The sequence below is a fragment of the Agrobacterium bohemicum genome (assembly GCF_002896715.1).
In the GTDB taxonomy this organism is placed as follows: domain Bacteria; phylum Pseudomonadota; class Alphaproteobacteria; order Rhizobiales; family Rhizobiaceae; genus Agrobacterium; species Agrobacterium bohemicum.
The window spans coordinates 109,247-122,111 of sequence record NZ_PGEL01000024.1; the positions used below are offsets into that span (position 1 = coordinate 109,247).

The 12,865-nt window shown below is 55.5% G+C and carries 18 protein-coding genes and 1 pseudogene; 15 read left to right on the forward strand and 4 right to left on the reverse strand.

Annotated elements, in window-relative coordinates:
- Positions 1-2: 2 nt before the first annotated feature.
- Entirely contained in the window at positions 3-494 is a 492-nt protein-coding gene (locus tag CUC55_RS10965) for a tellurite resistance TerB family protein (protein WP_103087854.1), read from the forward strand.
- Entirely contained in the window at positions 484-1,251 is a 768-nt protein-coding gene (locus CUC55_RS10970) for a glutamine amidotransferase (protein WP_103087855.1), read from the forward strand. The genes CUC55_RS10965 and CUC55_RS10970 overlap by 11 nt, the downstream gene beginning before the upstream one ends.
- Here CUC55_RS10970 and CUC55_RS10975 read toward each other — a convergent pair.
- Positions 1,223-1,651: a FliM/FliN family flagellar motor switch protein gene (locus CUC55_RS10975; protein WP_067645819.1), complete on the reverse strand. Its 429-nt coding sequence runs from the start codon at positions 1,649-1,651 to the stop codon at positions 1,223-1,225. The two genes, CUC55_RS10970 and CUC55_RS10975, sit on opposite strands and share 29 nt — an antisense overlap.
- A 401-nt stretch (positions 1,652-2,052) precedes the next feature.
- Here CUC55_RS10975 and CUC55_RS10980 point away from each other — a divergent pair, with 401 nt between their 5' ends.
- Entirely contained in the window at positions 2,053-2,343 is a 291-nt protein-coding gene (locus CUC55_RS10980; protein WP_103087992.1) for a YggT family protein, read from the forward strand.
- Positions 2,344-2,427: 84 nt separating this feature from the next.
- Here the strand turns inward: CUC55_RS10980 and ppa are convergent, their stop codons facing one another.
- On the reverse strand, positions 2,428-2,961 hold the full coding sequence (gene ppa, locus CUC55_RS10985; RefSeq protein WP_067645823.1) for an inorganic diphosphatase: 534 nt from the start codon (positions 2,959-2,961) through the stop codon (positions 2,428-2,430).
- 225 nt (positions 2,962-3,186) lie between these two features.
- Positions 3,187-3,423 carry a hypothetical protein gene (locus CUC55_RS10990; protein ID WP_067646216.1) on the reverse strand — a complete coding sequence of 79 codons (237 nt, stop codon included), beginning with the start codon at positions 3,421-3,423 and terminating at the stop codon, positions 3,187-3,189.
- Between the two features lie 111 nt (positions 3,424-3,534).
- On the opposite strand from CUC55_RS10990, the gene CUC55_RS10995 reads away from it, so the two are divergent.
- Together CUC55_RS10995 and CUC55_RS11000 are read left to right on the forward strand one after the other, a co-directional pair.
- Positions 3,535-4,446, forward strand: a complete 912-nt coding sequence (locus tag CUC55_RS10995; protein ID WP_103087857.1) for an HpcH/HpaI aldolase/citrate lyase family protein — start codon at positions 3,535-3,537, stop codon at positions 4,444-4,446.
- On the forward strand, positions 4,443-4,649 hold the full coding sequence (locus CUC55_RS11000) for a DUF1737 domain-containing protein (protein ID WP_062452936.1): 207 nt from the start codon (positions 4,443-4,445) through the stop codon (positions 4,647-4,649). The genes CUC55_RS10995 and CUC55_RS11000 overlap by 4 nt, the downstream gene beginning before the upstream one ends.
- Before the next feature lie 19 nt (positions 4,650-4,668).
- Here CUC55_RS11000 and CUC55_RS11005 read toward each other — a convergent pair whose 3' ends face one another.
- Positions 4,669-5,109 carry a metallopeptidase family protein gene (locus CUC55_RS11005; protein WP_045230875.1) on the reverse strand — a complete coding sequence of 147 codons (441 nt, stop codon included), beginning with the start codon at positions 5,107-5,109 and terminating at the stop codon, positions 4,669-4,671.
- Between the two features lie 329 nt (positions 5,110-5,438).
- Here CUC55_RS11005 and rplU point away from each other — a divergent pair, with 329 nt between their 5' ends.
- From rplU to rlmH, 10 genes and pseudogenes are all read left to right on the forward strand, one after another.
- Positions 5,439-5,753: a 50S ribosomal protein L21 gene (gene rplU / locus CUC55_RS11010; RefSeq protein WP_045230876.1), complete on the forward strand. Its 315-nt coding sequence runs from the start codon at positions 5,439-5,441 to the stop codon at positions 5,751-5,753.
- A 41-nt stretch (positions 5,754-5,794) separates the two neighbouring features.
- Positions 5,795-6,064 carry a 50S ribosomal protein L27 gene (gene rpmA, locus CUC55_RS11015; protein ID WP_103087858.1) on the forward strand — a complete coding sequence of 90 codons (270 nt, stop codon included), beginning with the start codon at positions 5,795-5,797 and terminating at the stop codon, positions 6,062-6,064.
- Between the two features lie 131 nt (positions 6,065-6,195).
- Complete coding sequence (locus tag CUC55_RS11020) at positions 6,196-6,828, forward strand: GNAT family N-acetyltransferase (protein ID WP_067645827.1); 633 nt, start codon at positions 6,196-6,198, stop codon at positions 6,826-6,828.
- Complete coding sequence (locus CUC55_RS11025) at positions 6,825-7,406, forward strand: GNAT family N-acetyltransferase (RefSeq protein WP_103087859.1); 582 nt, start codon at positions 6,825-6,827, stop codon at positions 7,404-7,406. The genes CUC55_RS11020 and CUC55_RS11025 overlap by 4 nt, the downstream gene beginning before the upstream one ends.
- Positions 7,407-7,584: 178 nt before the next feature.
- On the forward strand, positions 7,585-8,652 hold the full coding sequence (gene obgE / locus CUC55_RS11030; RefSeq protein ID WP_103087860.1) for a GTPase ObgE: 1,068 nt from the start codon (positions 7,585-7,587) through the stop codon (positions 8,650-8,652).
- Positions 8,649-9,818 (forward strand): glutamate 5-kinase, encoded by a 1,170-nt coding sequence (gene proB, locus CUC55_RS11035; RefSeq protein WP_103087861.1) that lies wholly within the window; start codon positions 8,649-8,651, stop codon positions 9,816-9,818. The genes obgE and proB overlap by 4 nt, the downstream gene beginning before the upstream one ends.
- Entirely contained in the window at positions 9,811-11,097 is a 1,287-nt protein-coding gene (locus CUC55_RS11040; RefSeq protein ID WP_170063867.1) for a glutamate-5-semialdehyde dehydrogenase, read from the forward strand. Before proB ends, CUC55_RS11040 begins: the two co-directional genes overlap by 8 nt.
- Positions 11,098-11,139: 42 nt before the next feature.
- Positions 11,140-11,724, forward strand: a complete 585-nt coding sequence (locus CUC55_RS11045) for a nicotinate-nucleotide adenylyltransferase (RefSeq protein ID WP_082760182.1) — start codon at positions 11,140-11,142, stop codon at positions 11,722-11,724.
- A 49-nt stretch (positions 11,725-11,773) separates the two neighbouring features.
- Positions 11,774-12,261, forward strand: a pseudogene (gene rsfS / locus CUC55_RS11050) (ribosome silencing factor).
- A gap of 102 nt (positions 12,262-12,363) precedes the next feature.
- Positions 12,364-12,846 carry a 23S rRNA (pseudouridine(1915)-N(3))-methyltransferase RlmH gene (gene rlmH, locus CUC55_RS11055; RefSeq protein WP_103087863.1) on the forward strand — a complete coding sequence of 161 codons (483 nt, stop codon included), beginning with the start codon at positions 12,364-12,366 and terminating at the stop codon, positions 12,844-12,846.
- The last annotated feature ends 19 nt before the right edge of the window (positions 12,847-12,865 follow it).

Sequence of the window (12,865 nt, forward strand, 5' to 3'; positions counted from 1 at the left end):
TCATGTTCGAACGTATCCAGTCNTTTTTCCAGAATCTCACGCATGGCGGTTCTTCTGAGGACTTCGCGCCCGATGATCTGCGCGTTGCCATCGCCGCCTTGTGCTTTCAGGTGATGGAGGCTGACGGTACGGTCTCGAATGTGGAACGCCAACGTCTGCGTGAACTGCTTCAGGAGCATTACGATCTCAGCTCCAGCAAGCTGGATGCTCTGATGGAAGCAGGCCGTGAGGCTGGCCGGGAAGCGGTGGATTATTATCGCTTCACCACGGACATAAGACGCCATCTGAACGAAGAACAGCGGGTCGAACTTGTTGGTGTGCTCTGGGACATCGTCTATGCTGATGGCGAACGCAACGAAATGGAAGATCATGTCATCTGGCGCGTTGCAGACCTTTTGGGCGTGTCGGTACGGGACCGTGTACTGCAACGCCAGCAGGCAGCAACGCATGTGAATGTTTCCGAGGNAAGTGACAACAGGCAAGATGCTGTTTGAGCCATCCCGTTATCTGGACAAACAAGACAGTATATTGATTGTTCTCCACCAGGAGAGATCCACCCCGGGCAGGGTGGGTCAAATGCTGGTCGAAAAAGGTTTCAGGCTTGATATTCGCCGCCCTGCCCTTGGTGATGCACTTCCGGCATCGCTAACCGCACATAAAGGCGCTGTGATATTCGGTGGTCCGATGAGCGCCAACGACCCCGAGCCCTTCATAAAATCCGAGATAGACTGGCTGAAAGTCCCTCTGAGAGAGGAAAAGCCCTTTCTCGGCATTTGCCTCGGCGCGCAAATGCTGTCCAAACACTTGGGTGGAAAAGTTCAGGTACATCNGGAGGGTAAGGTGGAGATCGGCTGGTATCCTCTGCGAACCACCGAAAAAGGCCGTCTTCTGATGAAGCACTGGCCGCNAATGGTTTATCATTTCCACCGCGAGGGCTTCGAACTACCACACGGCGCAGACCTGCTCGCGTCCGGCGAGACTTACCCCAATCAGGCATTTCGTTACGGTCGTAATGCGTGGGGCCTGCAGTTCCACGCTGAACTTACCCGCGCCATGATGCATAGTTGGGTGGTGCGCGGCGCCGAACGTTTTGGTATGCCCAACGCTCAAGTCGGCAGTCAGCATCTGGAGGGCCGGATGATGTTCGACACACCGCTTAGAAGCTGGCTATCCCATTTTCTGGATTTGGTCTTTGAAGGCCAGCCACAGAACTTGCCACAAGCTAGCTACGCAGCACTTCCGTCAGCCTGACGCCGATAATGTTGTCGTCGTTATCAGACACGATTTCGCCCCGACCTATCGTCTGACCGTTGACCCTGACTTCGACCGGATCGCCAAAGCGCTTGTTCAATAGAAAGACCTGATCTTTCGTCAGCGACATCAGCGCAGATACCGGCACCTGCGCGTGGCCTATGACGACTTCCATCGTCAACGGAATTTCTTCAAAGCTTTTGCCGGCTGTGTGCTGCGAACTGACAAGCGCCCGACTGTTATCATGAGCTGGCTTCCCCCAATCCGTGAGTTGCGCTCGCACCGCTTGGCGACCGGAAATCGGAGAGTTGAGTGCTTGTTCCACCCGATAGGGCTGGTTGAAGCTTGCGCCAACCGCTGGCCACGAGAAAGACGCCGCATCGTCACTTGAATCCATCATGGAAAACCCTCGGGNAAATCGAATCGACCCTTCAAGGGCTGTCCCATTGTAGTACCCAGAGGCGGCCAACATAGCGGATGATTTGTNAAACACTGATAGGACCGTTAACGAGGAATTAACATCCACAGGGAGCCGCACTCGCACGTCAGACAGTTTCGATAAAGGCGTCAAAACGGTACACATTTTAAAATTGAGGCAGTTTCGNTTTTGCAAAGCGAAAAGTGCTGTTACACATTCGGACACACCGATTGCAATTTGAGGGTGGATGTAAACAAAAGACGCCTGTTCCGCGCATCTCGAAAAACCAACGTCTGCTGTGTGNAAACACCTTCAAATCAACGGCACTTGCCGGTTGCCGTGCGAATGACTAAATGTCACCCAACAACGATATGGAGACATTGATGCTTGCCCTGTTTCAGACAATCGATCTGGCGTTAAACCTTTATACCTGGGTGCTGATTATCAGCGCCATTTTCTCCTGGCTCTATGCCTTCAATGTCATCAATTCTTCGAACCAGTTCGTAGGCGCGATTGGCAGCTTCCTCTACAATGTCACCGAGCCCGCCCTGCGACCGATACGTCGTATTCTGCCGAACCTCGGTGGCATCGATATTTCGCCGATCANTTTGTTGCTTCTGATTTTCTTCATCCGCTCGCTCATGTGGAATACGATCTATCCGCTGGTCGCCTAAGCCGTCCCTATCGACATNAAAAATCCTCCGGATCGATTGCGACCCGGAGGATTTGTTATTTGAACAGATATTGAAAGCTTAAGATCAGGCCTGCGACTTGTAGCGCTCGATAGCCTCAACGATGAGCTTCTTGGCAACGCCAACGTCCTGCCAGCCACCCATCTTCACCCACTTGCCGGGCTCCAGATCCTTGTAGTGCTCGAAGAAGTGTTCGATCTGCTTCAGCGTGATCTCGGGCAGGTCAGTGTAGTTCTGAACCTTGTCGTAACGCTGCGTCAGCTTGGGGGATGGCACCGCCAGTATCTTCTCGTCCTTACCGCCATCGTCTTCCATGATCATCACGCCGATTGGGCGTACGTTGATCACACAGCCAGGAACCAGCGGGCGTGTATTGCAGATCAACACATCGATCGGATCGCCATCTTCTGACAAGGTGTGCGGTACGAAACCGTAGTTACCTGGATAGGTCATCGGAGTGTAGAGAAAGCGGTCAACGACCAGTGCGCCCGCTTCCTTGTCCATCTCGTACTTGATCGGGTGGCCGCCAACCGGGACCTCAACAATAACATTGATATCATCCGGCGGGTTCTTGCCGATAGAAATAGCATCGATACGCATTCGCTTCCCTCGATTAGGTGGGTTGGACTGGCACGTCGATACTGGGAAAGTCGCCGTTTGGCAACACGGCATCACGCTTTGCGGCAAAACGGCAAGAGCGAATTCTGCGTTTACACTGCTGAGATTTGACGAANTTTCAGAACGTAGGGCTAGCTCACGCTAGCTAGATCAAGCACATCCGCGACCGCAAAATTGCAGCCGCCGGTCCTTTACACGATCGAATGTTTAAAGGTCGATGATGGTCCCGCGACCGTCATTCCATACTCGCATATTCTGCTGCTCGCGATTGCGCGGCTGGACAGGAATGGGAGCGGGTTTGAGACGGGCGGAAAAAAGACGCGCCACGCTGAGTACGGCAAGGGTGCCGACGAGCGCGATCGTCAAGGAAGCTGTGAAAAGTGCTGCGAGAGCCAGAATTGCAATGCTGGAAGCCGCGATGAAGAATGTACGTATGCCCTGCATGATCCAAACCTTTCTGTCCAGACGAATGTGGGCCTTCTTTCCGCTGCTTTCAAGAGGCTTTCCACGATCTGTAAGCTTGCGAATGTCACNAAAGGTTGACACAAGTGCGGCATGGTCGATTTTTATTTTAACAATACTGCGCGCCCACGCCGTTCACTCCTTTCTGTACCCGCTATTAATCAACGCGCACTTGCGAAACTCGCGACGCTGGATTGTGATGGCTTTANTTTCGATCTGGAAGACTCAGTCGCACCGGAGATGAAGGATGAGGCGAGAAACAATCTCGCAACATATTTCGAAAACTTCCCGTTAGAAGGTCGCGAGGCGATCATCCGCATCAATTCTGTCGCAACCACGGCCGGACAGAAGGACATCAAGGCGGCCCTGGCTTGCAAGCCAGACGCGATCCTTCTGCCAAAGGTCGAGCAACCCACAGATATCCACGACGTGGCCGATCTGCTGGCGGAATCGGATGCTCCGGATAGCCTGAAGATATGGGCAATGATCGAAACACCCAAAGGTGTGCTGAATGCCGCGGCTATCGCCGAGGCGTGTCATACGACAGGCGCGCGGCTCGGAGGTTTCGTTATCGGCCTCAACGATTTACGCAAGGAGACCCGCGTGCCTGCCCAGTCGGGCCGTACATATCTCGTACCATGGCTGATGCAGGTCATCCTTGCTGCTCGCACCTACGGGTTGGAGATTATTGACAGCGTATCGAATGATTTTCGCGATCTCGACGCCTTTGCGGCAGAATGCGAACAGGGACGCGCCATGGGTTTCGATGGCAAGATGCTGATCCATCCGGCCCAGGTCGAAGCCGCCAATCGGGCTTTTGCCCCGAATGAGAAGGCATTGTCAGAAGCACGCGAGATTATTGCTGCTTTCGNAAACCCACGATCTGCCGGATTAAACGTTATCAATTCCAACGGGCGTATGATTGAACGGCTGCACGTGGGGCCAGCTGAGAGGCTGGTTGCCATGGCTGAAATCATTGCCAAACGAAAGGTAGCAAAACCATGAAAGTCTATCGCTTTATCACCGGCCCGGATGACGCAAAGTTCTGTCACCGCGTTACCGAAGCACTCAACAAGGGCTGGGAATTGGCGGGATCACCGACCTACGCCTTTAATGCGGCAACAGGCGTGATGCACTGCGGACAGCCCGTAATCAAGACGGTCGAAGGTAAAGAATATCACCCGGATATGAAGTTGGGCGAGCAATAAGGCCCTTGGCAACGGCGGATCAACGATCCGTCGCTGCCTCGTCGGCGCTTTCTTCGATGCGCTCCATATCATCATCCGACAGGCCGAAATGGTGACCGATTTCGTGGATGAGAACGTGGGTGATGATGTCGCCCAGCGTCTCCTCATTTTCGGCCCAATAATCCAGTATGGGTCGGCGGTACAGAATGATACGATTGACCATCTCACCGGTTTCCATGGTGAAGCGCTCTGAAATGCCGCGTCCTTCGAACAGACCAAGCAGATCGAACGGCGTTTCAAGCGCCATGTCTTCGAACACTTCATCGGTCGGGAAATCCGCGATTTCGATGATCAGGTCCTTGGTCAGCGCGCGAAACTCTTCCGGCAAATGGCCATATGCCTCGATGGCAAGCGATTCGAACGCTGAAAGTGTCGGCGCGTGGCGATCCCGCCAATCGTCGGTTTTGTCTATGCGGGCCATTTCTGCTCCTTGTTGAGACGCCCATATAAACCCTTGCCGATGAAATTTCGAGGCCTGTTTGCCACAAGTGGTGAAATCCCACGAGATTCTTGGGCCACCGGGTTATTTTCCACCCCCTCGCGACCTTGACAGAAACGGCTTGCTCGCGTATCCGGCACGTGAAATTGAGGGCGTATTGCGTCTTCCGTTCACATCGCTTTGTCAAAAGCGGTTTCACCGGCGCGGTTTCAAGAAGCATTCAGCCTCCAGAATCCAAGCTATTCGACTGATAAAAAGACGGCCAGACCGCATTTGCGGGCAGAGCCGGAACGAACATGAAAGGGTAAAAAATGTTCGCAGTCATCAAGACCGGCGGTAAGCAGTACCGTGTAGCGGCCAACGACGTGCTCACAATTGAAAAGTTGGAAGCAGACGCTGGCGCAACTGTAGAATTCACCGAAGTTCTCGTGATCGGCGTTGGCGCTGACGCACAGTTCGGCGCACCTTTCGTTGCAGGCGCAACGGTTAAGGCTGAAGTTGTTGAACACAACCGCGGCAAGAAGGTCATCGCCTTCAAGAAGCGTCGTCGTCAGAACTCCAAGCGTACGCGCGGTCATCGTCAGCATCACACCGTCGTCCGTATCACGGACATCGTTGCTGCCTAATCGGCGCGACACGGGAAACCAGGTTTTAAAGGAGAAATCCAATGGCACATNAAAAAGCTGGCGGTTCATCGCGCAACGGTCGCGATTCGAATTCCAAGCGCCTTGGCGTGAAGAAGTTCGGCGGCGAAGCCGTCATTCCAGGTAACATTATTCTGCGCCAGCGCGGAACGCAGTGGCATCCCGGCGCCAATGTTGGCCTGGGNAAAGACCACACGATTTTCGCGCTGACAGCCGGCAACGTGTCCTTCCGCTCGAAGGGCAATGGCCGCGTATACGTGTCTGTAGCACCGAAAGCGGAAGCCGCAGAATAAGCCGGTCGCGTCATATGCAGCCGGTGTCCCAATGACCCGGCTGACGACGTAACAGGTTCAGTCTTTAAAAAAGGGGAGTTGGGGCATCACCCAACTCCCCNTTTTTCTTAACCTCATGGAGGGACTGAACCATGCAAGCTGAATTGTTAAGGGAAGACCAATCACGGTCACCCGAAGAACGGCCGAGACCTGACCGGTCAAGGAGCGATTGCCCCGTCTTATTATCGCAAAGGCTCGTTTTGCGCGCGCCTCACGAAGAAGACATTGACGCCCTTGCCCATCTTGCCAACAACGCCAATATCGCGACCATGGTGTCGCGTATGCCGCACCCTTACACGGCCAAAGATGCCGCGGATTTCGTGCGACGTGCAAAAGTGGGCGAGATTGGCAAGTGCGTCTATGCGATTACCCGCATGGAGAACGGCGAGTTTATGGGCTGCTGCGGGCTGGAACCGCAGGAAGACCGCAAGACCCTGGAGATGGGGTACTGGCTGGGCGAGCGCTATTGGAATAACGGCTATACGACGGAGGCTGCCCACGCCCTGATCGACATGGCGTTTCGCACCCGCGACATCGAGCAGATCGATGCGCGCTGCCGGGTCACCAACATCGCCTCACGCCGGGTCATACAAAAGTGCGGTTTCCAGCTTCAGGGTTCCGGCATGGTCGGTTCGTTGGCACTCGGCGGCATGGTACCCGTCGAATGGTACAGGCTGGATCGCAAGACTTGGGTCTCGCTGAGAAGCTGGGGAGATACACGATGAGAACGGCTCACGCGATAACTCAACAGCGGGCAAAGACGGGCGATGTTTGCCCGACGCTGCAAACCAGCCGTCTGGTGCTGCGCCCGCAGCGCCTTTCGGATGCTGGAAGCATCGCAAAATCTCTCAGCGACTTTCAGGTCACGCGCATGCTCGCGCGTGTTCCGGCTCCCTATTATAAGCAGGATGCATTGGAGTGGCTCATCCTGCGAACATCCGGAACGTTACCGGATTGGGANTTTGCCATCACCTGCGGCGATGACACGTTGATCGGGGTTGTCTCGATCGAAAAGCTTCATGACGAGTGGCGTCTCGGATATTGGCTAGACCGCGTCCACTGGGGCAAGGGCTACATGACCGAGGCGGTGGCTGGCGTGGTCGAGCACTTCTTTAAGCAGATGCCCGCAGATGTGCTTTATTCCGGCGTGTTTGCAGATAACCCTGCATCGCTGCGGGTACAGGACAAGCTCGGTTTTCAGATCATCGGATGCCATGAAATCTACGCTGTTGCGCGGGCAAGCATGGTGACGCATCTGGATACCGCATTGACGGCAAAGGCTTTTCAAAAGCCGCGACCGTAAACAGCATGAAACAAGGCCGGTTGCATCAAACCGGCCTTGTCCCAATCGGCACCTGCACCACGATAATCTTTGACCTTGAGAGCCTGCACCTATATTTGGAGCAACAGATCCTTTTTTAAAAAGCAAGTCCGCAAACCTTTGCTGGAATTGCCACTAAGCTGACAGAACGGCCAAGACGATGAAATTTCTCGATGAAGCNAAAGTTTACATTCGCTCCGGTGATGGCGGCGCAGGTGCCGTGTCTTTCCGGCGCGAAAAATTTATCGAGTTTGGCGGCCCCGATGGCGGTGACGGAGGGCGCGGCGGCGATGTGTGGGTAGAGGTCGTCAATGGCCTCAACACGCTGATCGATTTCCGCTTCCAGCAGCACTTCAAGGCCACAATTGGCCAGCACGGTATGGGTCAGGGCCGCACTGGCGCGAAAGGTGCCAGCGTGGTGTTGCGCGTCCCCGTTGGCACGCAGATTTTTGAAGAAGACAATGAAACACTGATTATCGATCTGACCAAGGAAGGCCAGCGATTCCGTCTGGCTGCCGGCGGTAATGGCGGCTTCGGTAATGCCTATTTCAAGTCCTCCACCAACCAGGCCCCGACGCACGCCAACCCCGGCCTTGTCGGTGAGGNAAAGATGATCTGGCTTCGCCTGAAGCTGATTGCCGACGCAGGTCTGGTCGGTCTTCCAAATGCGGGCAAATCTACGTTCCTCGCGACCGTTACGCGCGCGCGCCCAAAAATCGCCAACTATCCCTTCACCACGCTGCATCCAAATCTGGGTGTTGCCACGATTGACGGGCGCGAATTCGTTCTGGCCGATATTCCGGGCCTGATCGAAGGGGCGCATGAAGGCGTTGGTATTGGCGACCGTTTCCTTGGTCACGTTGAGCGCACCCGTGTTCTGCTGCACCTCGTTTCGGCGCAGGAAGAAAATGTCGGCAAAGCTTATAAAACCGTCAAACGGGAACTTGCTGCCTATGGCGGCGGGTTGACGGACAAACCTGAAATCGTAGCACTTTCGCAGATCGACGTGCTGGACGAAAAGGAATTGAAGAAGAAGGCAAAGGAACTGGAAAAAGCTTGTGGTCGCCCGCCGCTTCTTCTCTCTGCTGCTGCCCATATCGGAATGCTCGAAACCCTTCGTCAGCTTCGTGATATCATCGTGGCTGACAGCCATGGCGGCGATACCGCTATGCCTGATCGCTCCATGCCGGTAGACGACGAGATCGAGGATGGAGACGACCGCCTATGACAACGGCGCGAAAGCCCCTCGGTCGCCACCACCGCATCGTTATCAAGATCGGCTCTGCCCTTCTGGTTGATCGTGCAAGCGGCCTCAAAAAGGAATGGCTGGATGCGATCTGTGACGATATCGCGGCGCTGAAAGCCAATGGTGCGGACGTGCAGGTCGTCTCATCAGGGGCCATCGCGCTTGGTCGCACCGTTCTGGGCCTGCCCTCCGGCGCGCTGAAACTTGAGGAAAGCCAGGCAGCAGCGGCGGTCGGCCAGATTGCGCTGGCGCGGGCGTGGTCTGAAAGCCTCTCCAAGCACAATATAATTGCCGGGCAAATCCTGCTGACATTGTCGGATACGGAAGAACGCCGCCGTTATCTCAATGCGCGCGNCACCATCAACCAGCTCTTGAACATCGGCGCCATCCCGATCATCAACGAGAACGATACGGTTGCGACGACTGAAATCCGCTACGGCGACAATGACCGTCTCGCGGCGCGCGTGGCGACGATGACCGGCGCTGACCTTCTCGTCCTGCTGTCGGACATCGACGGTCTCTACACCGCACCGCCGCATCTTGATCCCGATGCTCGTTTTCTGGACACGATTGCCGAAATCACGCCCGAGATCGAGGCCATGGCGGGCNGGGCAGCATCTGAACTGTCACGCGGCGGTATGCGCACCAAGATCGATGCGGGCAAGATCGCAACTGCTGCCGGTTGCGGCATGATCATCGCGTCGGGAAAAACGCTTCATCCGCTGAGAGCAATCGAGAACGGCACGCGCTCTTCCTGGTTCGTACCGTCAGGCACGCCCATTACGGCGCGCAAGACGTGGATCGCTGGCCAGCTACAGCCCGCTGGGGAATTGCATGTGGATGCTGGCGCGGAAAGAGCGCTTTATGCCGGCAAAAGTCTGCTGCCTGCCGGTGTAAAGCTCGTGAAGGGCAATTTCGGTCGCGGCGATGCCGTTGCTATTATCGGTTCGGAAGGTCGGGAAATTGCCCGAGGTCTGGCCGGTTATGATGCCGATGAGGCTAGACAGATCAACGGCCACAAGTCCAATGAGATCGAAGCGATCCTCGGTTACGTCGGTCGCGCCGCGATGATCCATCGCGACGATCTGGTAATGACGGGCGCGTCCGTCAAAGTNAAAAATGCAGNAAAGGATGATGTCGATGCCTGAACAGGCCGTAAAGCAGAGCCATGATATTGAAGCGCTGATGATGACCATCGGCGCTCAGGCAAAAACTGCTTCGCGACCGTTGTCCATCGCCAATGCTGATCAGAAAAACCGCGCTCTGCTGGCCATGGCCTCAGCCATCGAGGCATCGACAAGCAAAATCCTCGACTCCAATGCCAGGGATGTCGCGGCGGCTGAAACTGCAGGTGTTGCCGCATCCTTCATCGACCGTTTGAAGCTGGACAATGCCCGGATCTCAGGTATCGCCGAGGGCATCCGCTCCATCGCGGCACTTGCAGATCCAGTCGGAGAGGTCATCGCCGCCTGGGATCGTCCCAATGGCCTGNAAATCGAACGCGTCCGCACGCCGCTCGGTGTCATCGGCGTCATCTATGAAAGCCGCCCGAATGTAACAGCGGATGCCGGGGCACTGTGCCTGAAAGCAGGAAATGCCGTAATTCTGCGCGGCGGTTCAGACTCGCAATATTCATCGCGTGCTATCCATGCCTGCCTCGTAGAAGGGCTGAAGATGGCCGGACTTCCAGAGCATGCCATTCAACTCGTGCCGTTAACAGATCGCGCTGCGGTAGGCAGTCTGCTGGGCGGGCTAGGTGGCACGGTGGACGTCATCGTGCCACGCGGCGGCAAAAGCCTCGTCGCGCGCGTTCAGTCAGAAGCCCGCGTTCCTGTCTTTGCGCATCTGGAAGGCATCTGCCACATCTATGTCGATAAATCTGCTGACATCGACATGGCACGGGCGATCGTTCTGAATTCCAAGATGCGCCGCACCGGCATTTGCGGCTCGGCTGAAACACTGCTCGTTGATGCCGCCGCTGTCTCCACGCACCTGCATCCCTTGGTCAAAATACTCATTGACGGCGGTTGCGAAGTGCGCGGGTCGCAAGCTGTTCTTGATGCCGTTGACGGCGTAAGAGCAGCCACGGAAGAGGACTGGCGCACGGAATATCTCGATGCCATCATTTCGGTCTCTGTGGTGGACGGCATCGATGGTGCCATAGGACATATTGGCAAATATTCCTCCAATCACACGGAGGCAGTCATCGCTGAAGACACAGAGGTAGTCGAACGTTTCTTCAACGAGATTGATTCGGCCATTCTGCTGCACAATGCCTCTACCCAATTTGCCGATGGTGGAGAATTCGGCATGGGGGCTGAAATTGGCATCGCCACTGGAAAGATGCATGCGCGTGGGCCTGTCGGCGTCGAGCAACTGACCTCGTTCAAATACCGTGTGCATGGCACCGGCCAGACCCGGGCCTGATATTTGACCGCGGATCATGGATTAGACAAGCGCTACTTGACCATGCCGCACACCGAGCGCGGCATGGTAATTGGCTTGTTCGGCGGCTCGTTCAATCCGCCCCATGCCGGCCATGCGTTGGTTGCCGAAATTGCGCTGCGACGTCTGGGGCTTGATCAGCTCTGGTGGATGGTAACGCCCGGTAATCCTCTAAAAAACAAAGCCGATCTGGCGCCTTTGAAATCGCGGATAGACGCGTGTGAGACATTGATCTCCGACCCGCGGATCAAGGTCACCGCGTTCGAACAAACGTTCGGCTTGACCTATACCGCCAACACGCTTCGGCTGATCAAGGCGAAGAACCCCCATGTCCGGTTCATCTGGATCATGGGTGCCGATAATCTGCGCAGCTTTCATCGCTGGCAGAAATGGCGCAAGATTGCCGAAACCTTCCCCATCGCCGTCATTGACAGGCCGGGCGCTACGCTTGCCTATCTCTCATCCACCATGGCGCAGGCCTACAGCCATGCCCGAGTGGATGAGGACGACGCCGGTATTCTTTGGACNAAGACCGCACCGGCCTGGATCTTCATTCACGGGCCTCGCTCGACTCTCAGTTCCACGGCGCTTCGCAACGAGCATAGATGAAGTATGCTGGGTGCATCCTTCGCCCACATCTTGAAAAGTTAACGCTTTGATGCCAACTTTATCCTGTGGCGTACAGAATCGCGTCGCGCAGTATCTGGTTTGTCATTTCGGAAAGGNAAACCACTGACAACAGTACACACCAAGGGAAGAGCTTTCAGCGCTATCCCAAAGAGCATGGAGAGTGGCGTTGATGCTGCCCGTCGTGCCCTCGGAACCGTCCTCGCAAGTGTCGAGGACTCCAAAGCAGAAGACATCGTTTACCTGAATATTGCCGGAAAATCGGCGCTTGCAGACTATATGGTTGTGGTCTCCGGGCGCTCCAACAGACATGTCTCGGCAATCTGCGAACATCTCATGTCCGACATGAAGGATGAGGGCTTCGGCCATTCGCGCATTGAAGGCCTCGAAAACGGCGATTGGGTCGTAATCGATGCTGGTGATGTCATCATTCACGTGTTCCGTCCCGAAGTCCGAGCGTTCTACAACATCGAAAAGATGTGGGCCGCTCCCGATATCGAGGAAGAAACGCTGCACTGATGCGGCTTCTCAGGTGATGCTTGCATTACCCTGCATAGGAATCCGCAGCCTGTCCTGATAAGAGCGCAACTGGCAACATTTGCGATATGGATGGATGTGTGAATGCGGATTTCAANTTTTGCGGTGGGACGGCTCAAATCCGGCCCTGAAAAGGAACTGGCATCCCGCTATCTCGACCGNTTTGCCAAAACCGGCCCGGCAATCGGGCTGGAATTCGCCCGCATTATCGAGGTCGCAGAAAGCCGTGCATCGAATGCTGAAACGCGAAAGCGTGAAGAAGCCGCCATGCTGGAAAAGCATTTGGCCGATGGTGCCGCTCTCATTCTTCTGGACGAACGGGGCAAGGCGCTCGATAGTCCAGCTTTTGCCGAGCNTTTCGGAAATCTTCGTGATGGCGGCAAGCGTGATCTGGTCATCGCTATCGGTGGAGCAGACGGACTTGATCCCTCGCTTCATGAAAAAGCAACTGTCATCTTGTGCCTTGGAAAACTGACATGGCCGCACCAGCTGGTGCGCATCCTGATTGCCGAACAGCTGTATCGCGCCGTTACCATTCTGTCGGGTCATCCATACCACCGCGTCTGACGCGCCTAAGTTTTCGGGC